At 63.0% G+C, this 22,036-nt stretch carries 18 protein-coding genes; 10 read left to right on the top strand and 8 right to left on the bottom strand.

All coding sequences use genetic code 11. The features are described 5' to 3' along the window. Window positions 1–118 precede the first annotated feature (118 nt). The 7 genes from rseP (at window position 119) to lpxB (ending at window position 8,343) form a co-directional block, all read left to right on the top strand. Complete coding sequence (rseP, locus tag E5X88_RS15440; RefSeq protein ID WP_292162646.1) at window positions 119–1,261, top strand: RIP metalloprotease RseP; 1,143 nt, start codon at window positions 119–121, stop codon at window positions 1,259–1,261. A gap of 217 nt (window positions 1,262–1,478) precedes the next feature. Continuing rightward, entirely contained in the window at window positions 1,479–3,848 is a 2,370-nt protein-coding gene (bamA, locus tag E5X88_RS15435) for an outer membrane protein assembly factor BamA (RefSeq protein WP_292162639.1), read from the top strand. Between the two features lie 76 nt (window positions 3,849–3,924). Then, window positions 3,925–4,983 (top strand): UDP-3-O-(3-hydroxymyristoyl)glucosamine N-acyltransferase, encoded by a 1,059-nt coding sequence (gene lpxD / locus E5X88_RS15430; protein ID WP_292162637.1) that lies wholly within the window; start codon window positions 3,925–3,927, stop codon window positions 4,981–4,983. Beyond that, window positions 4,983–5,438, top strand: coding sequence for a 3-hydroxyacyl-ACP dehydratase FabZ (fabZ, locus tag E5X88_RS15425; RefSeq protein WP_292162635.1), 456 nt, complete (start codon window positions 4,983–4,985; stop codon window positions 5,436–5,438). Before lpxD ends, fabZ begins: the two co-directional genes overlap by 1 nt. Before the next feature lie 14 nt (window positions 5,439–5,452). After that, the gene (gene lpxA / locus E5X88_RS15420) at window positions 5,453–6,286 is read left to right on the top strand and encodes an acyl-ACP--UDP-N-acetylglucosamine O-acyltransferase (protein ID WP_292162633.1); all 834 of its coding nucleotides are present in this window, start codon (window positions 5,453–5,455) and stop codon (window positions 6,284–6,286) included. Continuing rightward, complete coding sequence (lpxI, locus tag E5X88_RS15415; RefSeq protein WP_292162631.1) at window positions 6,273–7,175, top strand: UDP-2,3-diacylglucosamine diphosphatase LpxI; 903 nt, start codon at window positions 6,273–6,275, stop codon at window positions 7,173–7,175. Before lpxA ends, lpxI begins: the two co-directional genes overlap by 14 nt. After that, complete coding sequence (gene lpxB / locus E5X88_RS15410; RefSeq protein WP_292162629.1) at window positions 7,165–8,343, top strand: lipid-A-disaccharide synthase; 1,179 nt, start codon at window positions 7,165–7,167, stop codon at window positions 8,341–8,343. The genes lpxI and lpxB overlap by 11 nt, the downstream gene beginning before the upstream one ends. Before the next feature lie 48 nt (window positions 8,344–8,391). Here lpxB and gltA read toward each other — a convergent pair whose 3' ends face one another. Beyond that, window positions 8,392–9,720 (bottom strand): citrate synthase, encoded by a 1,329-nt coding sequence (gltA, locus tag E5X88_RS15405; protein WP_292162627.1) that lies wholly within the window; start codon window positions 9,718–9,720, stop codon window positions 8,392–8,394. A gap of 181 nt (window positions 9,721–9,901) precedes the next feature. Continuing rightward, window positions 9,902–11,326, bottom strand: a complete 1,425-nt coding sequence (gene gltX / locus E5X88_RS15400; protein ID WP_292162624.1) for a glutamate--tRNA ligase — start codon at window positions 11,324–11,326, stop codon at window positions 9,902–9,904. Between the two features lie 102 nt (window positions 11,327–11,428). Here gltX and E5X88_RS15395 point away from each other — a divergent pair, with 102 nt between their 5' ends. Beyond that, window positions 11,429–13,897: a ComEC/Rec2 family competence protein gene (locus E5X88_RS15395; RefSeq protein ID WP_292162622.1), complete on the top strand. Its 2,469-nt coding sequence runs from the start codon at window positions 11,429–11,431 to the stop codon at window positions 13,895–13,897. Here the strand turns inward: E5X88_RS15395 and lexA are convergent. The 6 genes from lexA to E5X88_RS15365 form a co-directional block, all read right to left on the bottom strand. Then, window positions 13,891–14,628 (bottom strand): transcriptional repressor LexA, encoded by a 738-nt coding sequence (gene lexA / locus E5X88_RS15390; protein ID WP_292162620.1) that lies wholly within the window; start codon window positions 14,626–14,628, stop codon window positions 13,891–13,893. The genes E5X88_RS15395 and lexA overlap by 7 nt on opposite strands. Window positions 14,629–14,732: 104 nt before the next feature. Then, window positions 14,733–15,938, bottom strand: a complete 1,206-nt coding sequence (glp, locus tag E5X88_RS15385) for a gephyrin-like molybdotransferase Glp (RefSeq protein WP_292162619.1) — start codon at window positions 15,936–15,938, stop codon at window positions 14,733–14,735. Beyond that, complete coding sequence (gene moaC, locus E5X88_RS15380; RefSeq protein WP_292162618.1) at window positions 15,938–16,435, bottom strand: cyclic pyranopterin monophosphate synthase MoaC; 498 nt, start codon at window positions 16,433–16,435, stop codon at window positions 15,938–15,940. Before moaC ends, glp begins: the two co-directional genes overlap by 1 nt. Before the next feature lie 66 nt (window positions 16,436–16,501). After that, entirely contained in the window at window positions 16,502–17,341 is an 840-nt protein-coding gene (trpC, locus tag E5X88_RS15375) for an indole-3-glycerol phosphate synthase TrpC (protein WP_292162617.1), read from the bottom strand. 4 nt (window positions 17,342–17,345) lie between these two features. Next, entirely contained in the window at window positions 17,346–18,356 is a 1,011-nt protein-coding gene (gene trpD, locus E5X88_RS15370) for an anthranilate phosphoribosyltransferase (RefSeq protein ID WP_292162616.1), read from the bottom strand. Next, window positions 18,353–20,245, bottom strand: a complete 1,893-nt coding sequence (locus E5X88_RS15365; protein ID WP_292162614.1) for a SurA N-terminal domain-containing protein — start codon at window positions 20,243–20,245, stop codon at window positions 18,353–18,355. The genes trpD and E5X88_RS15365 overlap by 4 nt, the downstream gene beginning before the upstream one ends. Window positions 20,246–20,391: 146 nt before the next feature. On the opposite strand from E5X88_RS15365, the gene tpiA reads away from it, so the two are divergent. Further along, the gene (gene tpiA / locus E5X88_RS15360; RefSeq protein ID WP_292162613.1) at window positions 20,392–21,159 is read left to right on the top strand and encodes a triose-phosphate isomerase; all 768 of its coding nucleotides are present in this window, start codon (window positions 20,392–20,394) and stop codon (window positions 21,157–21,159) included. Window positions 21,160–21,337: 178 nt separating this feature from the next. Then, window positions 21,338–21,826 carry a preprotein translocase subunit SecG gene (gene secG / locus E5X88_RS15355; protein WP_292162610.1) on the top strand — a complete coding sequence of 163 codons (489 nt, stop codon included), beginning with the start codon at window positions 21,338–21,340 and terminating at the stop codon, window positions 21,824–21,826. The last annotated feature ends 210 nt before the right edge of the window (window positions 21,827–22,036 follow it).

Below are 22,036 nucleotides of genomic sequence, written 5' to 3'. Positions count from 1 at the left end.
GGGTTGGCGCGGGATGCGCCATGGATTCGCCTGGATTGATGTCACAGTCGCGGCACAATCATTGCTGCGGAAAACTGGTTGCGGAAGAACATGCTGCGAATGAATTTGAGGGCATGAATTGAACGGGATTCTTCAATCGGTTTTCAGCACGGAGGGCTTTTTGCTCGGCACACTGGTGCCTTTCCTATTCGTGCTGACCGTGGTGGTGTTCGTCCACGAGATGGGCCATTACCTCGTCGGCCGCTGGTGCGGCATCGGCGTGAAAGTCTTTTCGATCGGCTTCGGGCCGGAACTCTTCGGCTTCAATGACAGCCACGGCACGCGCTGGAAACTCTGCGCCATACCGCTCGGCGGTTACGTCAAATTCGTTGGCGACATGAATGCCACCTCGAGCCAGCCTAACTCGGAGGAGATCGAAAAGCTGACCGACGCCGAGCGTAAGGTTGCTTTTCACACGCAGCCGGTCTGGAAGCGCGCGGCGACCGTGGTGGCCGGCCCGCTGTTCAACTTCCTGCTGACGATCGCCGTCTTTGCGGTGCTGTTTTCCGCCTACGGCCGACCCGTCATGGAGCCAATGGTGGCTGAAGTCACCGCCGGCAGTCCTGCGGCCAGGGCCGGCATCCTGCCCGGCGACCGATTCGTCAGCGTCGACGGCAGCAAGGTCCAGACCTTCTCCGACGTCCAGCGCCTGGTTTCGGGCCGCGGCGGGGATACCATCACTTTCGTCATGCTTCGCGACGGTAAGGAAGTCACCGTTACTGCGGCGCCGGAGCTGATGGAGCAGCAAGATGGGCTGGGCAACAAGGTCAAGGTGGCCGTGATCGGCGTCGTCAACAACCAGGAATTCGGTCAACCCAGGCTGATCACTTATAGCCCGGTCGGAGCGGTTGGGGCGGCGGTCGAGGAGACGGGATACATCATTCAGCGCACCGGTCACTTCCTGCGGCGTTTCGTCGTCGGTCGCGAAGACAAATGCCAGCTGGGCGGCCCAATCAAGATCGCAAAGATGTCGGGGCAGGCGGCAAAGCTGGGCTTCGAGTGGCTTGTGCAGCTCGTTGCCTTGCTGTCGGTCGGGATCGGTATTCTCAACCTTTTGCCGATTCCCCCCCTCGACGGCGGCCATCTCCTGTTCTACGGCGTGGAGGCCGTCATTCGGCGACCGGTGTCGGAACGGATGATGGAGATGGGCTATAGAGCCGGCCTGCTTCTCGTCTTGGGCTTCATGGGGTTTGTTTTCTGGAACGATCTGTTTGGGTGCTGAAATCATGAAGAAATTTGGCTTCGACACACCCAGCGTTGAGACGCCGTTTACCATGCGTGGGGATATGCGTGACGCGAAAGCCACGCAACAGAGTTAAGTAAATACAAATTAACCAGGAGCCTTGCGTGTAGGGAAAATCCGGTTAATACGGTAGGGGAAATTACCGCACGTCCGGTTTTCTCGCCGTGGGGACTTCGAGAAAAGGTACAAAAGCCCGATGAAGGCAACATCCAAGTTTCTGAGCGCCGCGTCCGCGGTGGCCCTGTCCGCCGCCCTGGTCGTGCCAGGCGCGCTCGCAGTACAATTCGTTGCCACATCTGCGGCCGAGGCCGCTGTTGTTTCAAGGGTTGAGGTCAGCGGCAATCAGCGTGTCGACGCCGATACGATCCGCAACTATGTCACGATCAAGCCCGGCAAGGCCTTTTCCAGCTCCGATGTCGACGATGCGGTCAAGGCGCTGTTCGGCACCGGACTGTTCTCGGACGTCCAGATCAACCAGGTCGGTTCGACGCTGGTCATCAAGGTTTCCGAATATCAGGTCGTCAACCAGGTGCTGTTCCAGGGCAACAAGAAGCTCAAGGACAACGCCCTTGCAGCCGCGGTCCAGCTGAAGCCGCGCGGAACGTTCTCGCAGCAGGCGCTCGATGCCGATGTCGAGGCGGTCAAGGCCGCTTACAGGCGTATCGGCCGCGACGACGCCGCCGTGACCACCCAGATCATGGACCTCGGCGACAACCGCGTGAACGTGGTCTTCAACATCAACGAAGGTGGCCGCACCCAGATCGCCGCGATCAATTTCGTTGGTAACAGCGCCTATTCGAGCCGCCGCCTGTCCGACGTCATCTCCACCAAGCGCTCGTCCATCCTTTCGTTCGTTCTGCGCGACGACGTCTATGACGAAGACAAGCTGAGCGCCGACCAGGAACTGCTGCGCCGTTTCTACTACAATCACGGCTATGCCGATTTCCAGGTGATTTCCGCGGTCGGCGAACTCGACGAGGCCACCAACAAATACACGGTGACCATCACCGTGCAGGAGGGTGACCGCTACACATTCGGCGACGTCAGCGTCGAGAGCACGATTCCAGAGGTCGACGGTGCATCGCTGCAGTCGGTGGTCGAGACCCATAAGGGCGATGTCTATAACGCCAAGAACGTCGAGGACACTATCATCGCGCTGACCGAGAAGGTCGCCGGTTCCGGCTATGCCTTCGCCCAGGTGACGCCGCGCGGCGACCGCAATTTCGAGAACCACACCATTTCGGTTGTCTATACGATCGACCAGGGCACCAAGGCCTATGTCGAGCGCATCGAGATTCGTGGCAACGACCGGACACGTGACTATGTCATTCGCCGCGAATTCGACGTGAGTGAAGGCGATGCCTTCAACCAGGTCCTCATCCAGCGCGCGAAGAAGCGGCTGGAAGCGCTCGATTATTTTGAAAAAGTCGAGGTTTCCACCGTGCCCGGCTCCGAGCCGGACCAAGTCGTGCTTGTGGTCGACGTGGTCGAGAAATCGACCGGCGAGTTCTCGGTCGGTGCCGGCTATTCGACGGGCGGCGACACGGCTGGCCCGTCCGTCGAAGGGTCGATCACCGAGCGCAACTTCCTCGGGCGCGGCCAGTTCATCAGGCTATCGGCGGGCGGCGGCAAGAATTCGCGCGACTACGCCTTCTCCTTCACTGAACCCTATTTCCTCGGGCGCCGTATTGCCGCCGGTTTCGATGTCTTCCACCGGACCAGGGACTACGACGAATACGAGAGCGAGACGACAGGCGCGACGGTGCGCTTCGGCCTGCCGATCACCGACAACATCTCGACGCAGCTGGCGTATAATATCTCGCAGGAGAAGTATAAGCTCGACGATGGTTGCTTGACTGGAGGGGTTTACGATCCCCTCAAATGCGACGTCTCCCTAGCGATCCGACAGGGTGTTGACGAGAGCCCATGGCTCAAGTCGTCGGTCAGTCTAGGTCTGGTCTACAACACCATCGACGACATGAAGAACCCGCATGAAGGCATCTATGCCAATGTGACCACGGAATTCGCCGGCCTCGGCGGCGATGCCAAATTCATCAAGGTGACCGCGCGTGGTAGCGTCTACCAGACATTGTCGGAACAGCTCGATCTGGTGGGTCTGATTTCGGGCGGGGCCGGCCATGTCCAAGGCTATGGCAGTGGCGACCTGCGCGTTTTTGATCATTTCCAGAGCAACGACCGCATGATCCGCGGCTTCGCCTATGGCGGCATTGGCCCCGTCGACTCGGAGGGCTTTGACGACCATCTCGGCGGCACCACCTATTTCAACGCCTCGGCGGAAGCCCAATTCCCGATGCCGGTCATTCCGGAGAGTTTCGGCCTTCGCGGCGCGGTGTTCGCCGACGCGGCGACGCTCTATGGCAGCAAGGTCGATGCTTCACTGGTCGATCAGTCGACGGTAGACATGCAGTGGCGCGCTTCGGTCGGTGTCGGTCTGATGTGGGCGTCGCCCTTTGGCCCGATCCGCATCGACTACGCTGTCCCGGTCCTCAAGGAAGACACCGACGACGTGCAGGAATTCAACTTCGGCATATCGACCCGCTTCTGATTGGCGGACATCGATGCTTCCGGGCCGATGGGGTCCGGAAGAGAGTGATCCGACCTAGCTGGATATAGCTTCTGGAATGACCGATCCGGTGTTCTTCGCGCCATCACGCCGGTATACGGCAGGCGAAGTCGCGAATCTGACCGGTTCGGTGCTTGTCGATTCCGGCCAGTCCGAAATATCGATCGAAGCCTTGGCGCCGGCAAGCGAAGGCGGCGAGCATGCGCTTGTCTTCGTCGATGGCAGACGCAACTTCGCGCTGATGCAATCGCTGCGCGCGGCGGCGGTTCTCTGCCCCGCCGAATTTGCCGGCAAGGCCCCGGCGGGCATTGCCGTTCTGATCCATCCGCGCCCGCAACAGGCCTTCGCGATGGTCGGACGCCTGCTTTTCCCGGCGGCTGCGACACCGGCGCCGCTGACCGGTGAAACCGGCGTCTCGCCGCATGCGCATATCGATCCGTCGGCGCATATCGAGGCCGGCGCAATCATTGAGGCGGGCGCGGTTATCGGTCCCCGCGCTTCTGTCGGCAGCGGAACCGTCATTGCTCCTCATGCCGTTATCGGTCCATCCTGTCAGTTCGGCCGCGACGGCTATGTCGGCCCGGGCGCCAGCATCCAGTACGCGCTGATTGGCAACCGCGTCATCGTCCATGGCGGCGCCCGCATCGGTCAGGACGGTTTTGGCTTCGTGGCCGGCGCCAAGGGTCCGGAACGCGTTCCGCAAATCGGCCGGGTCATTATCCAGGACGATGTCGAGATCGGCTCGAACACCACGGTCGATCGTGGCGCCATGTCCGACACGATCATCGGTCAAGGCACCAAGATCGACAATCTGGTGCAGATCGCCCATAACGTCCGCATCGGCCGCAATTGCATAATCGCCGGCCTTTCGGGTATTTCCGGTTCCGTAACGGTGGGCGACAACGTCACCATGGGTGGCGGTGTCGGCCTTGCCGATCATCTGACCATCGGGACAGGGGCCAAGCTTGCCGCAAGAAGTGGATTCATGAGCAACGTCCCCGCAGGCGAGATCTGGGGAGGGTATCCGGCACAGCCGATGGCGGAAGCCATGCGGGAGATCGCGGCTCTGCGAAGACTGGCCAGGGCGCGGAAATCGAGCGATGGGGGAAATAGCTGATGGCGGCGACAACGCTCGAAGCGGTCGACATATTGGGGCTGATGAAGCTCCTGCCGCACCGCTACCCGTTCCTGATGATCGATCGCATCATCGATATCGATGGCGACGAGTCCGCTATCGGCATCAAGAACGTGACCATAAACGAGCCGCATTTTCAGGGTCATTTCCCGGATCAGCCGGTCATGCCCGGCGTGCTGATCGTCGAGGCGATGGCGCAGACGGCCGGCGCCATCTGCATCCGCAGCCTTGGCACTGAAAAACCGTCGCTGGTCTATTTCCTGACCATCGACAACGCCAAGTTCCGTAAACCGGTCGTTCCGGGCGACCAGTTGAAAATCCATGTCAAGAAAATCAAGAAACGCGGCAACCTTCTCAAATTCGCCTGCGAGGCTCTGGTCGACGGCGTCAAAGCCGCGGAAGCGGATATCTCGGCGATGATGGTGGCGAGCGCCTGACGATCGAAATGCTTATGAAAATCCAGACAGTCATCCACCCATCGTCGGTCGTCGAGACAGGCGCTAAAATCGGCGCAGGCGTCCGCATCGGGCCGTTCTGCCACATCAGTGCCGACGCGGTGATTGGCGACCGCGTCGAACTGGTCAGCCACGTCTCGGTGCTGGGTGCGACCACCATCGGTGCGGCGACCAAGGTCTATCCGATGGCGACACTGGGCGGGCCGCCACAGAACACCAAGCACAAGGGCGGCCGCACTACGCTGGTCATCGGTGAGAATTGCACGATCCGCGAAGGTGTGACCATGCATCTCGGCACCGATTCCAGCCGCGGCGAGACGACGATCGGCGATAACGGCAACTTCCTTGCCTACGCCCACATCGCCCATGACTGCGTCGTCGGCAAGAATGCCACCTTCGCCAATCAGGCGACGCTGGGCGGCCATTGCGAGATCGGCGACAACGTCTATATCGGCGGCCTCAGTGCTGTTCATCAATTTGTCCGCGTCGGCGACAACGCCTTTCTCGGTGGTTGCTCGGCAATCGTCGGCGATGTCATTCCCTACGCCATCGCGGTCGGCAATCGCGCCAGCCTTCGCGGCCTCAACATCATCGGCCTGAAGCGCGCCGGGCTGCCGCGCTCCGAGATCCATATGCTGCGCAAGGCCTACAGGACGATTTTCGATCGCTCCCGAACCGTCGGCGAGAACATCGAGTTCGCCAAGGCGGAATTCGCCTCGTCGCCGACCGCTATGAAAATCATCGATTTCATCGCCAGTCGCGGCAAGCGGCACTACGCCGTCCCGTCGCTCAAGGCTGGCGACGGCGACGATGCAGATGACGAGGACTGAGGCCACCCGGACAGGCCTTGATCTCGCGCCAGACGCCAGGGTCGGCATTATTGCCGGCGGCGGCAGTCTGCCGGTCGAAATTGCCAGGGCGCTTGCTAGGCAAGGCAAGTCTCCCTTCGTCGTAATGACGGCGGGCGAGGTCGACCGCATATCCGATTTTGACGACTATGAGCAGGTGACCTTGAGGCTGGAGGATGTCGGCTCACTGCTGCCGACGCTCAAAAAACACCATGTTACCCATCTGGTGACCGCGGGCCATATCACACGCCGCCCTAGGCTGAGCGCCATGCGCCTTAATCTCGGCCTACTCGCCTGGGTGCCCAGCCTTCTTGTCGGTGTAACTCAAGGCGACGACACCGTGCTGAAACTGTTCGTGCGAAGGATCGAGCGCAGCGGCATCAAGGTCGTCGGCGCCCATGAGATCGTGCCGGAACTGGTCGCGGCCGAGGGGGTACTGACCAAGGCGGCGCCGCGAAAATCCGACTGGCGCGACATCGACGCGGCGCATGCGGCGGCAAAGGCCATCGGCGCGCTGGATATCGGCCAGGCGGCTGTTGCGGTCGGTGGCCGCGCCATCGCGCTGGAAGGCGTCGAGGGAACCGACGGATTGCTCGAGCGGACAAGGCAGTTGCGCGGTCATGGCAGGCTGGCCGGTAGAACGCGCGGCGTCCTGGTCAAATGCGCCAAGCCCGGCCAGGAGTTGCGCGCCGATCTGCCTTCCATCGGGCCGCAGACGGTAGAGGCGGCGCATGCCGCCGGACTTGCCGGCATTGCCGTCGAAGCCGGGCGCTCGCTAATTCTGGAAGGCCCCACCGTCGTCGCCCGCGCCAATGCGCTCGGCCTGTTCGTGGTCGGCCTGCCTGCTGCGGAGCCGGCGCATGGCAAATGAGAGACCGCTGAAGATCGCCATCGTGGCCGGCGAGGAGTCCGGCGACCTACTTGGCGCCGACATCGTGGAGGCGCTCAAGCGCGCGACCAGCCGCGAGGTCAGGCTCGTCGGCATCGGCGGCCGCCATTTGCAGGCGCTCGGCCTCACGCCGCTCTTCGACGGCGGTGAGATCGCGCTGACGGGGTTGAGCGCCATCCTGCGCGACCTGCCGCGCCTGATGCGGCGGATCAGCCAGACGGCCAGCGCGGTCGCCGGGGAAAAGCCTGACTGCCTCATCACCATCGACAGCCCGGATTTTTCGCTGCGGGTGGCGAAGAAGGTGCGTGCCGCCGATCCGGCAATCCCGATCGTCCACTATGTCTGCCCGAGCGTCTGGGCATGGCGGCCGGGCAGGGCGGTGGCGATGAAGCCATATGTCGACCATATCCTTTGTATCCTGCCTTTCGAGGTGAAGGAACTCGCTCGCCTCGATGGTCCGCCCGGCACTTATGTCGGTCATCGCCTTACGCATGATCCGGGCGTGCTCGGCGCTGCAAAGGCGCAAAGCTCGCCGCGCGACCTGTCCGAGGATCGCGTAAAGACACTGCTTGTGCTGCCCGGCTCGCGTCGCGGCGAGGTGCGACGGCTGGTCGACCCGTTTGGCAAGACGGTCTCCATCCTGCGCGCGCGCGGGCACCGCTTGCGCCTGCTGTTGCCGACGGTGCCACATGTTGCCGACCTGGTCAGGGCTTCGGTGGCAAGCTGGGACGAGAAGCCCGAGATCATCCTTGATCCCGAACGCAAATGGCAGGCTTTCGGCAAGGCCGATGCAGCGCTGATCGCGTCGGGAACGGTGTCGCTGGAACTGGCGCTGTCGGGTGTGCCGATGGTCTCCTGCTACCGCTTCGATCCGGTCATGCGGATGGCCCAGAGCCTGATCACCGTATGGAGCGCCGCTTTGCCCAATCTTATCGCCGACCGCCCGGTCGTGCCGGAAAGCTACAACGAATATGTGCGGCCGCACTATCTGGCGCGGCAGTTGGAGGCGCTGTTTTCCGATTCCCCCTATCGCGCATGGCAGAAGGACGGTTTTGCCGAGGTGGCCAGACGCATGGCCACCGACAGACCTTCCGGCGACATCGCTGCGAGGGTCGTGATGGGGTGCATCAAAAGGGCGAATAGTGAATAGCGGAGCACCGCTCGACGTTCGCGACTTGCTATCCCTATTCGCTCAAGTTCACCGCTTCGCAATCGGCACGTAGTCGCGTTCCGGCGCGCCTGTATAGAGCTGGCGCGGGCGGCCGATCTTCTGGTGCGGATCTTCGATCATCTCTTTCCACTGCGCAATCCAGCCGACGGTGCGGGCGACCGCGAACAGCACGGTGAACATGGTGGTGGGGAAGCCCAGCGCCTTTAGCGTGATGCCGGAATAGAAATCGACGTTCGGATAAAGCTTCTTCTCGATGAAATAGGAGTCGGTCAGCGCGATCTTTTCCAGTTCCATGGCGATGTCGAGCAGCGGATCGTCCTTGATGCCGAGTTCGCCCAAAACCTCATGCGCGGTCTTCTGCATGATCTTGGCGCGCGGATCGTAGTTCTTGTAGACGCGGTGGCCAAAGCCCATCAGCCGGAACGGATCGTTCTTGTCCTTGGCGCGGGCGACGAATTCCGGGATGTGGTCGACATGGCCGATCTCGCCCAGCATGTTCAAGGCCGCCTCGTTGGCGCCACCATGGGCCGGGCCCCACAGGCAAGCGATGCCGGCGGCGATGCAGGCAAACGGATTGGCGCCCGACGAGCCGGCGAGGCGGACGGTCGAGGTCGAGGCGTTCTGTTCGTGATCGGCGTGCAGGATGAAGATACGCTCCATCGCACGCGCCAGCACCGGGTTGATCTTGTATTCCTCGCACGGCACGGCAAAGCACATATGCAGGAAGTTGGCCGCGAAATTCAGCTCGTTCTTCGGGTAAATGAAGGGCTGGCCGATATGATATTTGTAGGCCATCGCCGCGATCGTCGGCATCTTGGCGATCAGCCGCATCGATGCGACCATGCGCTGATACGGGTCCGAGATGTCGGTGGAATCGTGATAGAAGGCCGACAGCGCGCCGACCACGCCGCACATCACCGCCATCGGGTGCGCGTCGCGGCGAAAGCCGGTGAAGAAGCGCGACATCTGCTCATGCACCATGGTGTGGCGCGTCACCCGGTAGTCGAAATCGTCCTTTTGCGCCTTGGTCGGCAATTCGCCGTAGAGCAAGAGATAGCAGACTTCGAGGAAGTCGCCATGCTCGGCCAACTGGTCGATTGGATAGCCGCGATGCAAAAGGATGCCGGCATCGCCATCGATGAAGGTGATTTCCGACTCGCAGCTTGCTGTCGACGTGAAGCCGGGATCGTAGGTGAAGGCCCCGGTGGTGCTGTAAAGCGAGCCGATGTCGATGACATCAGGTCCGACCGAGCCGCTTCGCACCTTGAATTCGTGAGTTTTATCACCGAGTTCCAGTTTTGCAGTCGACGCGTGGGTTTTGCCGCCAAATTCCAGTCTTGTCGCAGCTTCGGACATTGCAAACTCCTTTTTGTTTCTTCATGCCGGCAAAGGCGAAATATCCGCAACGCAACACGTCGAGAGCATCGGAATGCTCGTGTTTGCGCCCGCAATTGGATCTGCGTGCCAAATTGGGCCAGAACCTAATGTTGCACTGCGAAAGCCGCCTTTCAATGCCAATCTTCTTGGGCCAGTTCTCCTAATCGATTTGATCGGCGATGCGCGCCAGGCTTTCCTCGCGGCCAAGCACGGCAAGCACATCGAACACGCCCGGCGAGGTGCTTTTACCGGTGAGCGCAGCCCGCAAAGGTTGGGCCACGGCGCCGAGTTTCCGGTCGCCTGCCAGCGCATATTCGCGGATCGCAGCCTCCGCCGCAGCGGCTGTCCAGTCGCCTGAAACCGCCTTCAGCGCCGCGTGGGCGCCCCGCAGGATATCACGCGCTTCACCGCCGAGCAGCGCCGCCGCCTTCTCGTCGATCGGCAGCGGCCGCTGGGCGAACAGGAAGGCGGCACCGTCGGCCAGCTCGACCAGCGTCTTGGCGCGCTCCTTCAAGCCGGGCAGGGCGGCAAGCAACTGCGCCTTGCTCTTGTCGTCGAGCCGCGCGGCGATCGCCTGTCCGCTTTCGAGATAGGGCAAGGTGGCGATGAAGATATCGAGCAATTCGGCGTCGTTCATCCGGCGCATGTGCACGCCGTTCAGCGCCTCGAGCTTGGCGAAGTCGAAGCGGGCGGCGCCCTTGTTGACGTCGCCGATGTCGAACCACGCAATCATATCGGCGATCGACATTATCTCGTCGTCGCCGTGGCTCCAGCCGAGCCGCGCCAGGTAGTTGAGCAGTGCCTCGGGCAGGTAGCCCATGGCCCGATAGGCTTCGACGCCGAGGGCGCCATGCCGCTTCGACAGTTTGGCACCGTCGGCACCATGGATCAGCGGGATATGCGACATCGACGGCACCTCCCAGCCCATGGCCCGATAGATCACCGTCTGGCGGGCGGCGTTGGTCAGATGGTCGTCGCCGCGGATGATGTGGGTGATGCCCATGTCATGGTCGTCGACGACGACGGCATGCATATAGGTCGGATTGCCGTCCGAGCGCAGGATGATGAAATCGTCGAGATCCTTGTTGGGGAAGCGCACCTCGCCCTGCACGCGGTCATGCACCACCGTCTCGCCGTCGGTCGGCGCCTTGATGCGGATGGCACCCTTGGCGCCGGCCGGCGCCTCCGACGGGTCGCGGTCGCGCCAGCGGCCGTCATAGCGGGGCGGCAGGCCCTTGGCCCGTGCGCTCTCGCGCATTGCCTCCAGCTCGGCCGGCGTCGCATAGCAGTAATAGGCCTTGCCGAGGCGCACCAGCTCCTCGGCGACCGCGCGGTGGCGCGGCGCGCGCTCGAACTGCGATACCGGCTCGCCGTCCCAGGTGAGGCCGAGCCAGGAGAGCCCATCGAGAATGGCGGCGGTTGCCGCATCGGTCGAGCGCTCGCGATCGGTGTCCTCGATGCGCAGCAGCATCGTGCCGCCAGTGTGTTTCGCATACAGCCAGTTGAACAGCGCCGTGCGCGCCCCGCCAATATGCAGGAAGCCGGTGGGCGAGGGGGCAAAACGGGTGACGACCTTGTCGGACATGGAACTCTCAGGCAAGCGCAGGAAACGGATGTGGTAGCGCGGACTTTCGCGCGTCGCGCGTTCATGTAGCATAGGAGGTCAAGGGCGCAAGGGGCAGACCCGATGGCTGGACCAGGCCGCGGTACGGACGAGAGCGACGACGCGGTTAGCAGCGTCAGCGAACGGTCGCTGTTTGCCGCATCGGTGCCTGTCATACCGGCGCCGGATTCGCTGCCACGCCTCGATGTCAGGCCCTTGCCGCCGGAGGGGCCTGCAACGGTCCCGAGCCTGAAGATCGGCCCTGCCTTTCGCCTGCGCGGGCACCTTCGCCATCTCTCGCCGTCCGGTATCCGCAACAGCGTGGCCTTGGCAGCCGACATGGAGATCGACCGTGGCGTTGCCTTCCTGCTGGTGCCGGTTTTCCTGGCATGCGGGGTGATCTTCTATTTTTCATTGGCGAGCGAACCTGACTTTTCGCAACCCATCGCCGTCGTGGTCCTCACGGCATTGTGTGCGGCCGTCTCGCGCTCATGGCGCAAAACGCATCTGTGCTTCGTGGTGACGCTGCTGTGTGCGCTCGGCGTGCTCGCCGCCAAGGTCGAGACCTGGCGCGCGGGAACGCAGATGCTCGGCTCGGAAATCCCTACGCGGCTGACCGGCCGCGTCGTCAGCCTCGACCGGATGGCAAACGGTCGCATCCGGCTGACCATCGATGTGATCTCGACCGCCCGGCCAACGCTGCGCTATATGCCGAAGCGGGTCCGCGCATCGGCGCTGAAAATACCGCCGGGCACGACCGCCGGATCGAAAGTGACCGGCTATGTCAGGCTGTTGCCACCAACCGGTCCGGTGCGGCCGGACGGCTATGATTACTCCTTCGACAGCTATTTCGCCGGCATCGGCGCCAGCGGCTTTTTCCTTGGCACTCCAAAAATTGTTCCCCCGGATGGCGCGTCGCCAAATGGTGCACCGCTTGCCGCGCGCCTTTCCTCAGCGATCGAAAATGCCCGCGAAACCATCGCCGACCATATTCGCGGCAGCATCGGCGGCGCCGAGGGCGAGATCGCCGCCGCGCTGATCGTCGGCGTGCGCGCCGGCATTCCCGAAGAGATCAACGAGGCGATGCGGCGCACCGGCATCTATCACATCATCTCCATCTCCGGCCTGCACATGGCACTGGTCGCCGGCACGGTCATGGCGCTGCTGCGCGGCGCTTTCGCGCTGTTTCCCCATTTCTCCTCGCGACGGCCGGTCAAGAAGTATGCGGCCGCGGCCGCGCTTTTTTCGATTGCGGCCTATCTCATCATTTCGGGCGTCGTGGTCGCGGCCGAGCGCAGCTTCATCATGCTGGCGGTGATGCTGATCGCAGTGCTGTTCGACCGGGCGGCGCTCACCATGCGCAATCTGGCGATCTCGGCGATTGCCGTCATCGTCGTGTCGCCGCATGAGGTTGTCGGACCGAGTTTTCAGATGTCCTTCGCCGCGACCGCTGCCCTCGTCGGCGCCTATGCCGGCTGGTCCGACTACCGCGCAGGCAGGGCCATCGCGCCACCGCCGCGACGATCGCCACTTGGCTTCGTCACACGAAAATTCCTGGTGGCGATGGGCGGCCTGGCCATGACCTCCATCATCGCGGGAAGCGCTACGGCGCTTTTTGCCATATTGCATTTCCAGCGGGTCTCGCCACTCAGCCTGTTCGCCAATCTGGCGATCATGCCGATCGTCTCGCTGGTGGTCATGCCTTTCGCCGTGCTCAGCGCCCTGGCGATGCCGTTCGGTGCCGACGGGCCTTTCCTCTATGTGATGGGCAAGGGGCTGACAGCGATGATCGTCCTGTCCGGATGGATCTCGGAGCGCTCGCCCATCGACGCGGTCGGGCTGATTTCGATGCAGTCGGTCCTGCTGGCGACGATCGCCCTTGTCATCGCTACCATGGCGACGACCTGGCTGCGGCTCGCGGCGCTTCCTTTCGCCCTTGCCGCCCTGCTGACGATTTCCGACACACCCACGCCCGACGTGCTGATCTCGGAGAATGCGCGGCTGGTCGCTCTGCCGATCGGCAGCGGTGAGCTTGCCGTCAACCGGGCGCGTCCGAACGAATTTACCATCGACAACTGGAAACACGCCCTGAAGGCCGAGACGATCATCGTGCCGGAGACATTCGCCAAAACGGATATGCAGTTCGACATCACCGATCCGGCAGACCTGCCGCTGGGCGCGCCTTTCTACTGCACTGCCGGTCTGTGCCTCGCCCGGCATCCATCCGGCGCGATCGTCGCGCTCGCCGACGACCGCAAAACCGCGCGGCCAGCCTGTGCCTTTGCGGATCTGATCGTCATCGACGATGCTACAGCCTATTACGATCCCTGCCGCAATCCGCTGGTCCTCGTCGTGACCAAACGGCAACTCGCTCGCATGGGCAGTGCCGCCGTCTTCTTCGATCCGCAATCGGCGACGACGCGCGCAAAAATTCGTTTCGCCGTCGAAGAACCGTACCGGCCCTGGCATGCGCAGCGAAAGTTTTCTCGAGAGGCGAGGGGCCTGCCGCCATACCGTAAGGCCGAGAAACCCAAAAAAGCCGCCGCTCAGTAACGCCGGATTAATCCGACAAGCTTGCCTTGTACCTTGACCCGGTCCGGCCCGAAGATGCGCGTCTCATAGGCCGGATTGGCGGCTTCCAAGGCGATCGAGGCGCCTTTGCGACGGAACCTCTTCAGCGTCGCTTCCTCCTCGTCGACCAATGCCACGATGATCTCGCCCGGGTTCGCGGTGTCGGCGTTGCGGATGATGACCGTGTCGCCGTCGAAAATGCCGGCCTCGATCATCGAATCGCCCTTGACCTCCAAAGCATAATGCTCGCCGCCCATGATCATGTCCGGCGGCACCGAGATCGAATGCGTCTGGTGCTGGATGGCATCGATCGGCACGCCGGCAGCGATGCGGCCCATCACCGGGATGGATACGGTGGCAACGACGTCGTCGTCATTTCCGGCCGCAGGCATGCGTGAAGGCGCCGGTTTGATCTGTCGTCCGAGGTTGCCCTGCCCAAGGCTGCCTTGAATGACGCTTGGCGAGAATTTGCGCGCCGCATTGAGGCCGGGCGCGATCGAATCGGGCAGGCGCAGCACCTCCAGTGCGCGGGCGCGGTTGGGCAGGCGGCGAATGAAGCCGCGCTCCTCCAGCGCTGTGATCAGCCGATGGATTCCCGATTTGGAGGCGAGGTCTAGCGCTTCCTTCATCTCGTCGAACGAGGGCGGAATGCCGCTTTCCTTCAGCCGTTCGTGGATGAACATCAGCAGTTCATGTTGTTTGCGTGTCAGCATCGCGACCCCCGACAGAATCAGAAAAACAAACCCAGAACAAACACTATCTGTTCCAGTTGTGTTCTGCAACCGTTTAAAGTTTAATGAATGTGTTGACGTTTTGTTCAGCGTAGCATCAGCACGCTGCAGGCGGCGCCTGTCGCGGCTGGGGGAGCGAATGGCTCGCGCACGATCAGCCCGTTGGCGTCGGCCAGCACTCTGAGCATCGAGGAATCCTGGATGCCGAACGGCGTCGCCTTAAGCGTGCCGGCCTCTTCCTTTACCACGGCGCGTACATAGTCCTGCCTGAGATCGTTGGCCGGCATGGCGGCGCCAAGCCGCGCCTGACGCATGTCCTGCCGGTAGGCGCGGCCACCGAGCTGCGCAAGCAGCGGCTTCAGAAAGAGCTGCGTGCAGACCAGGCTCGCCACCGGATTGCCGGGCAGGCCGATGCAACGGATGTCGCCCAGCCGCCCGAACATCAGCGGCTTGCCGGGCCGCATGGCGACCTTCCAGAAATCGAGCGTCATGCCTTCGCCGGTCAGCACGTCATGGATGAGGTCGTGGTCGCCGACCGAGGCGCCGCCCAGCGTGACGATGACGTCGGCTCCTGCGTCGATCGCTCTTTTCACCAGCGCGGCGATCGCCTCCTTGCGGTCTGCGGCGATGCCGAGATCGAGCGCACGCGCGCCGACCGAGCGGGCCGCGGCGGCGACGCCATAGGCATTGGACGAGATGATCTGGTCGGGGCCAAGGTCGCTGCCCGGCGGCAGCAATTCGTCGCCGGTAGCGATGATGGCGACCAGCGGCCGTTTCACCACGCTGACCTGCGGATGGTTGGCCGACGCCGCTAGTGACAAGGCCACCGGATCGAGCAGGCGGCCTTTCTCCAGCAGAACGTCGCCCTTCGAGAAATCGAGCCCGAGGCGGCGGATGTTGCGGCCTTCAACCGTCGACGCGGTCACTTCGATGCTGCCGCCGCCAAGGTCGCGGACATTCTCCTGGATGACGATGGTGTCAGCGCCTGCGGGAAGCGGCGCGCCGGTGAAGATGCGCACGGCTTGCTTCTCACCGACCGTCCCGGCGAAGCCGCGACCGGCCGGCGCCATGCCGATCACCGAAAGTCTTGCGGGTACGGACGCGACATCCGCGGCCCGCGCGGCATAGCCGTCCATGGCGGACGCGTTGAAGGGCGGCTGGGTGCGGAGCGCCATGAGCGGCTCCGCCAGCACACGGCCGGCGGCGTCTATCAGGGCGACGCTTTCGGATTGCGAGGGCGCAGCACCTTCAAGCAGGCGCTCGAGCGCTTCGGAGACCGGAAGCAGCGCCATTATTTGCCTGCTCCTTGGGCGCCCACCTTGTAGTCACCGGATTTGCCGCCGGTCTTTTCCACCAGCCTGATGCCGGAGATCACCATCGCCCGGTCGACCGCCTTGGCCATATCGTAGACGGTCAGGCAAGCGACAGAGACGGCGGTCAGCGCCTCCATCTCGACGCCGGTCTTGCCGGTGACGCGGGCCAGTGCCGTGACCCTCAGGCCGGGCAGCGTCGCATCCGGTTCGATCTCGACGGATATCTTGGTCAACAGCAGTGGATGGCAGAGCGGGATCAGCTCGTGCGCCCTCTTGGCCGCCATGATGCCGGCTATGCGCGCCGTACCCAGCACGTCGCCCTTCTTGGCATCGCCGTCGAGGATCATTTTGAGCGTCTCTGGCAGCATCGAGACAAAGCCCTCGGCGACTGCCGTGCGCGTCGTCTCCGCCTTGTCACCGACATCGACCATATTGGCTTCACCCTGTGCGCCAAGATGGGTGAGAGAGGCCGCCATCGTCAGACAACCGTAGAGCGACGTACGTCCAATTGGACGTACAAAGTATGCTCTAACGCTTTGAATCTATGCATCATGCTCTCCGAAAATCGATTCCGATTTTCGGGCTGGCGCCTTGCCCGTCAAAAGCAGGCGCGTAGCCGCGGCCACGTCCTGTTGCCGCATCAGGCTCTCGCCGACGAGAAAGGTCCCGATGCCGCTTTTTTCCAGCTTGCGGCAGTCGTCATGCGAGAAAATACCGCTCTCGCTGACCAGCAGGCGATCGGCCGGCACCATCGCCGCCAGCCGCTCCGAGGTCTCGAGGCTGGTTTCGAATGTCCGGAGGTTGCGGTTGTTGATGCCGATCAGCCGCGACGACAGTTTCAGCGCGCGTTCCGTCTCGGCCTGGTCATGCACCTCGACCAGCGCGTCCATGCCGAGATCGAAAGCCGTCGCTTCGAGTTCCCTGGCCACGGCGTCATCCACGCTCGCCATGATGATCAGGATGGCGTCCGCGCCCCACGCACGGGCTTCGAACACCTGATAGGGCTCGAACAGAAAATCCTTGCGCAAAGCTGGCAATGTCACGGCGCTGCGCGCATTGGTGAGGAATTCAGGCGCACCCTGGAAGGAGGGCGCGTCGGTCAGCACCGAAAGGCAGACGGCACCACCTTCCGCATAGGCCTTGGCCAGTGCCGGCGGATCGAAATCGGCGCGGATCAGGCCCTTGGATGGGCTCGCCTTCTTGATCTCGGCGATCAGCGCGAAACTGCCGGATTTGCGCTTGGCTTCAAGGGCCGAGAGAAAGCCGCGCGGCGCATCGGCGTCTTTCGCCCGCGCCTTGATCTCAGCAAGCGGCACGCGCGCCTTCGCCGCCGCGATCTCGTCGCGCTTGTAGGCTTCGATCTTGCGCAGGATATCAGACACGGCTCTATCCGTTCGAAATCTCGACCAGCCGGTCGAGCACCTTCAGCGCGCGGCCGCTGTCGATGGCTTGCGCCGCCGTCGCCACGCCGTCGGCAAGCGTCGTCGCCTTGCCCGCCACCACCAGTCCGGCGCCGGCGTTCATCAGCACTGTGTCGCGATAGGCGCCGGCAGCGCCGCCCAGCATGTCGCGCAGCGCCTGGGCGTTGTAGGCAGCGTCGCCGCCGCGCAACTCCTCCTTGGTATGACGCTTCAGCCCGACCGCTTCCGGGGTTAGCGTAAAGCTGCGGATCTCGCCGCCGACCAGCTCTGCCACCTCAGTCTCGCCGGTGGTGGTGATTTCGTCATAGCCGTCGCCGTGGGCGACCCAGGCATGTTCGGCGCCCAGTGCCTTCAGCGTCTCGGCCACCGGCATGATCCATTCCGGCAAGAACACGCCGACCATTTGCCTGACGACACCGGCCGGATTGGAGAGCGGGCCGAGCAGGTTGAAGATGGTGCGGGTGCCGAGTTCGATCCGCGTCGGGCCGACATGCTTCATCGCCGGATGATGCGCTGGTGCGAACATGAAGCCGACGCCTGTGTCGTGGATGCAGCGGGCGATCGTTTCCGGCGGGATATCGATCTTGACGCCGAGCGCGGTCAGCACGTCGGCGGCGCCGGTCTGCGAGGACAGTCCGCGATTGCCGTGCTTGGCCACCGGCACGCCGCAGGCGGCGATGACGAAGGCGGATGCGGTCGAGATGTTGACACTGTGCGAATTGTCGCCGCCGGTGCCGACGATGTCGATGGCGCCAGCGGGCGCGTCGACACGCAGCATCTTGGCGCGCATGGTGGCGACGGCGCCGGAAATCTCGCTCACCGTCTCGCCGCGCACGCGCAGCGCCATCAGGAAGCCGCCGATCTGGCCGGGTGTCGCGTCGCCCGACATGATGATGTCGAAGGCTTCGCGCGCCTCCTCGAAGGAAAGGGCGGTGCCGGCGGCGACCTTGGCGATATGGGGCTTGAGCGCGCTCATCTGGTCAGGGCTTGGGTAATGGCGGTCTGATCGATGCGAACGTCGTATTGCGTCTGCAACTGAGCCACCAACTGGCCGAGCAGGTCGTCGGACATGCCGGAGGTAAAGGACTTCTGCGCGTCGTCCGGCACCGAGCTGGCGTCGGCTCCGGCAGGCTCGAAGACTTCGGCGATCTTGAACAGAATCTGTCCGTCGCCGGTGGGCGAGGGGATCAGCCCGGTCCCGCCTTCACCTTCGCCGAACATCGCCGCGGCTCCTTCTTTGCCGAAATCGACGTCGTCCGCCTCGCGCTTGACGCCGCGCTTGGTCTGCTTCTCGAGCTTGAGCTCGCTCGCGATCACATCGAGCGTGGTGCCGGCCTCGAGACGTTTTTCGAGTTCGTCCGCTTTTGCGGCGAGCCGCTTGGTCGTTTCCGCCGCCGTCCAGTCGGCCACTACCTTCTGGCGGACTTCATCCAGCGTGCGGTCGCGGGCCGGCGTGATCGAATCCACCTCGTAGAACACGAAGCCGCTGTTGGCGGTGGTGAGGTCGGGATTCTCGGTGCCGGGTTCGGCCTCGAACGCCGCCTTGATGAGTTCCGGCGATTCCGGCAGGTCCTTGACGATGGTGCCGTCCGGCCTCTGGCCGGTGCGATCGATCGCGTCGATGGTGACGACCTTCAGCTTCAGTTTTTCGGCGGCTTGCGTCAGCGTGCTGCCCGAAGCGCGGATATCTTCGTAGTTGTCATGCACGTCCAGCAGAATGCGGCTTGCTTCGCCCAGCGCCAGGTCTTTGCGGATCTCGGCGGACACCTCGGCCAGCGGCCTCACCACTTCGGGCTTGATGTCGGTGACGCGCAGCAGCACCGAACCGAAGGCGCCTTGCACGACCGGGCTGACTTCGTTGACGTTGAGCGCAAACGCCGCATCCGCCATCGCCTTGTCCGCGATCTTGTCCCGGGCCAGGGTGCCGAGCAAGATGTCGGCTTGCGTCTTGCCCTCGGCGGCGGCGATCTTGTCGAAGGTCGCACCGGTCTGTAGCGAACCGAGCGCGGCCTTCGCGGCATCAGGCGTCTTGAACACGATCTGTTCGATGGTGCGCATTTCCGGCGTGGTGTAACGCCCCTTGTTCTTGTTGTAGTCGTCGCTGACCTGTTGGTCGGTCACGCTGCTCAGATCCAGAATGTCTTCCGGCTCGAGCTTGACATAGGAGAATTTGCGGTATTCGGGCGCCGCGTAGGTCTTCTTGTTTTCCTCGAAATAGGCCGAAAGCGCACTGTCGGATGGCGCTTCGATCGGCTCGACCAGCGATTTCGGCAGGATCAGATAGTCGATGGTGCGGTCTTCGCCGCGATAGAGCGCGACCGCCTTGAAGAAGGTATCCGGAACCTTGAGTCCGTCCGAAACCGCCTCGACGATCTGCTGACGTACAGCCACCTGGGCGCGATTCCTGAGATAGTCTTCCGGCCGCATGCCGACCTGTTGCAGTATGTATTCGAAAGTCCTCCTGTCGAAGGTGCCGCCGGGGCCTTTGAACGCCGGGTCTTCATGGGTGAGTTGGGCCAGCCGGTCCTTGGACAGCCCAAGCCCGAGTTTGCGGGCCTGCTCGTCGAGGACCGCACCCGACACAAGTTGCGCCAGCACCTGGTTGTCGAGGCCGAGCGCCGTCGCCTGCTCGCGGCTGATGCGCTGGCCGAATTGCTGCGACATCACGCTGATCTGGCGATCATAGGCGAGGCGATACTCGTTGATCGACACTTTGGTGCCTCCGGCCGTGATAACGGCATCGTGGCCTGCGAAACCACCCACCAGCTGCCCGGAAATGCCCCAGACGGCGAAGCTCAACACCAACAATATCAGCAGCGCCTTCGCGACCCAGGTCCCCGCCGCGCTTCTCAAGATACCAAGCATGATCACTTCCGATTTTTGCGCATTTTCGCATGCGCCGAGTTTGAAACAAGCGCAATAGCGTCCTTCCGGGCCACTGTCGATTGCTTTGTGGGCTGAGTTTGGTAGTGAGGACGCAGCCGAATATATTGCCCGGAGAAGCAAATCCCATGACGCCAGGAATCCGCCCATTGGTCGCAGGCAACTGGAAAATGAACGGCACCAGCGCCTCGCTCAACGAACTCAGGATGATCGGCAACGGCTTCATGAGCGGCCTTGATGCGGAGACCGAAGCGCTGGTCTGCGTTCCGGCGACGCTGCTCGCGCACGCCGCAGAGATTTTGTCGCGCACGCCGGTGCGGGCAGGGGGCGAGGATTGCCACGCCAAGGAGAGCGGCGCCCATACCGGCTGTATTTCGGCCGAGATGCTGAAAGATGCAGGCGCCAGCCACGTCATCGTCGGTCATTCCGAACGCCGCGCCGATCACCACGAGGACGACGCCATTGTGCAGGCCAAGGCATCCGCCGCATGGCGTGCCGGGCTGGTGGCCATCATCTGCATCGGTGAGACGAAAGCCGAACGCGAGGTGGGCGCTACGCTCGACGTGCTGTCGCGCCAGGTCGCCGGCTCGGTGCCGCCCAATGCCACGGCGTCGAACACCGTCATCGCCTACGAACCGGTATGGGCGATCGGCACGGGACTGACGCCGACCGCCGCCGACGTTGCTGAGGCGCATGCTCATATTCGCGAAAAACTGTCGGAAAAGCTTGGCAGCGCGGCAGCGAAGATGCGCATCCTCTATGGCGGCTCGGTCAAGCCGTCGAACGCGGTCGAATTGCTCGGCGTGAAAAATGTCGACGGTGCGCTGGTCGGCGGTGCCAGCCTGAAGGCGGCAGACTTTCTCGGCATTGCCGAAGCCTATCGAAATATCTCGTAGAATCCGAAGCCCGTCAGTGACTTCGGACGAACTGTGCCGAAGCGGAAATCGTTGCAAAGGGCGCATCGCTTCCCATTTTCCGGCCACGGGCTTGGAAATGCCGTCAAAGCATTGTATTGAGCCGCCTCCAAATCAGCGGCCGTATCTGCGGCCGTGCAGGGCTTTGCCAGGATAAATTATGGAAACCATACTGATCGTCGTCCACCTCATGGTCGTGCTCGCTCTTGTCGGCGTGGTGCTGTTGCAGCGCTCTGAAGGCGGCGGCCTTGGCATCGGCGGCGGATCGGGCTTCATGACAGCGCGCGGTGCCGCCAACGCGCTGACGCGGGCGACGGCGATCCTGGCTGCGGCGTTCTTCGCCACCTCGCTGACGTTGTCGATCGTCGCTCGTTACAGCGAAAAGCCGATCGACATTCTCGATCGTGTGCCCGCGGCGAATGGCGCGAGCGGCGGCGTGCTCGACCAGTTGCCTGGCACCACGACGCCGACGCCACCTTCTGGCAACACGGCGCCGACGCCGCCTTCCGGCAATACGGCGCCAACGCCGCCTTCCGGCGATGATGCCGCGGCGCCGGCTCCCGCTGCACCGCCAGCGGCGGGCTCGACCACGCCACCGGCCACAAACGGCGTCACCCTGCCAGTAACGCCGCAAGTTCCAAACCAGTAATCGGCAGCGTTCGGCGCCGCGATCTGTTGTTGTTTGAACACAGTCGCGGCAAATGCCGCACGATCACGAAGATTCGACCGGGCACGGCACGACAGGGCGCTTGAGGCGTCTCCGGCTAATCGATTATAGATTGTGCGCGGCACTATCGGGGTCCTTGGGGGACGCCGGGCGACGCCGTGGGCAACAAGCATAGAACGATCGGATCTTCGC

The organism is Mesorhizobium sp. (assembly GCF_004962245.1).
Classification (GTDB): Bacteria; Pseudomonadota; Alphaproteobacteria; order Rhizobiales; family Rhizobiaceae; genus Mesorhizobium.
The sequence above is the reverse complement of the archived record's forward strand: the minus strand, read 5'-3'. Positions and strand labels throughout refer to the sequence as shown.

Coding starts and splice junctions, on each gene's coding strand:
- lexA (WP_292162620.1), bottom strand. CDS start 14,628: ATGCTGACACGCAAACAACATGAACTGCTGATGTTCATCCACGAACGG.
- E5X88_RS15365 (WP_292162614.1), bottom strand. CDS start 20,245: ATGCTTGGTATCTTGAGAAGCGCGGCGGGGACCTGGGTCGCGAAGGCG.
- gltA (WP_292162627.1), bottom strand. CDS start 9,720: ATGTCCGAAGCTGCGACAAGACTGGAATTTGGCGGCAAAACCCACGCG.
- gltX (WP_292162624.1), bottom strand. CDS start 11,326: ATGTCCGACAAGGTCGTCACCCGTTTTGCCCCCTCGCCCACCGGCTTC.
- lpxB (WP_292162629.1), top strand. CDS start 7,165: ATGGCAAATGAGAGACCGCTGAAGATCGCCATCGTGGCCGGCGAGGAG.
- bamA (WP_292162639.1), top strand. CDS start 1,479: ATGAAGGCAACATCCAAGTTTCTGAGCGCCGCGTCCGCGGTGGCCCTG.
- lpxA (WP_292162633.1), top strand. CDS start 5,453: ATGAAAATCCAGACAGTCATCCACCCATCGTCGGTCGTCGAGACAGGC.
- lpxI (WP_292162631.1), top strand. CDS start 6,273: ATGACGAGGACTGAGGCCACCCGGACAGGCCTTGATCTCGCGCCAGAC.
- lpxD (WP_292162637.1), top strand. CDS start 3,925: ATGACCGATCCGGTGTTCTTCGCGCCATCACGCCGGTATACGGCAGGC.
- E5X88_RS15395 (WP_292162622.1), top strand. CDS start 11,429: ATGGCTGGACCAGGCCGCGGTACGGACGAGAGCGACGACGCGGTTAGC.
- fabZ (WP_292162635.1), top strand. CDS start 4,983: ATGGCGGCGACAACGCTCGAAGCGGTCGACATATTGGGGCTGATGAAG.
- tpiA (WP_292162613.1), top strand. CDS start 20,392: ATGACGCCAGGAATCCGCCCATTGGTCGCAGGCAACTGGAAAATGAAC.
- trpD (WP_292162616.1), bottom strand. CDS start 18,356: ATGAGCGCGCTCAAGCCCCATATCGCCAAGGTCGCCGCCGGCACCGCC.
- secG (WP_292162610.1), top strand. CDS start 21,338: ATGGAAACCATACTGATCGTCGTCCACCTCATGGTCGTGCTCGCTCTT.
- moaC (WP_292162618.1), bottom strand. CDS start 16,435: ATGGCGGCCTCTCTCACCCATCTTGGCGCACAGGGTGAAGCCAATATG.
- glp (WP_292162619.1), bottom strand. CDS start 15,938: ATGGCGCTGCTTCCGGTCTCCGAAGCGCTCGAGCGCCTGCTTGAAGGT.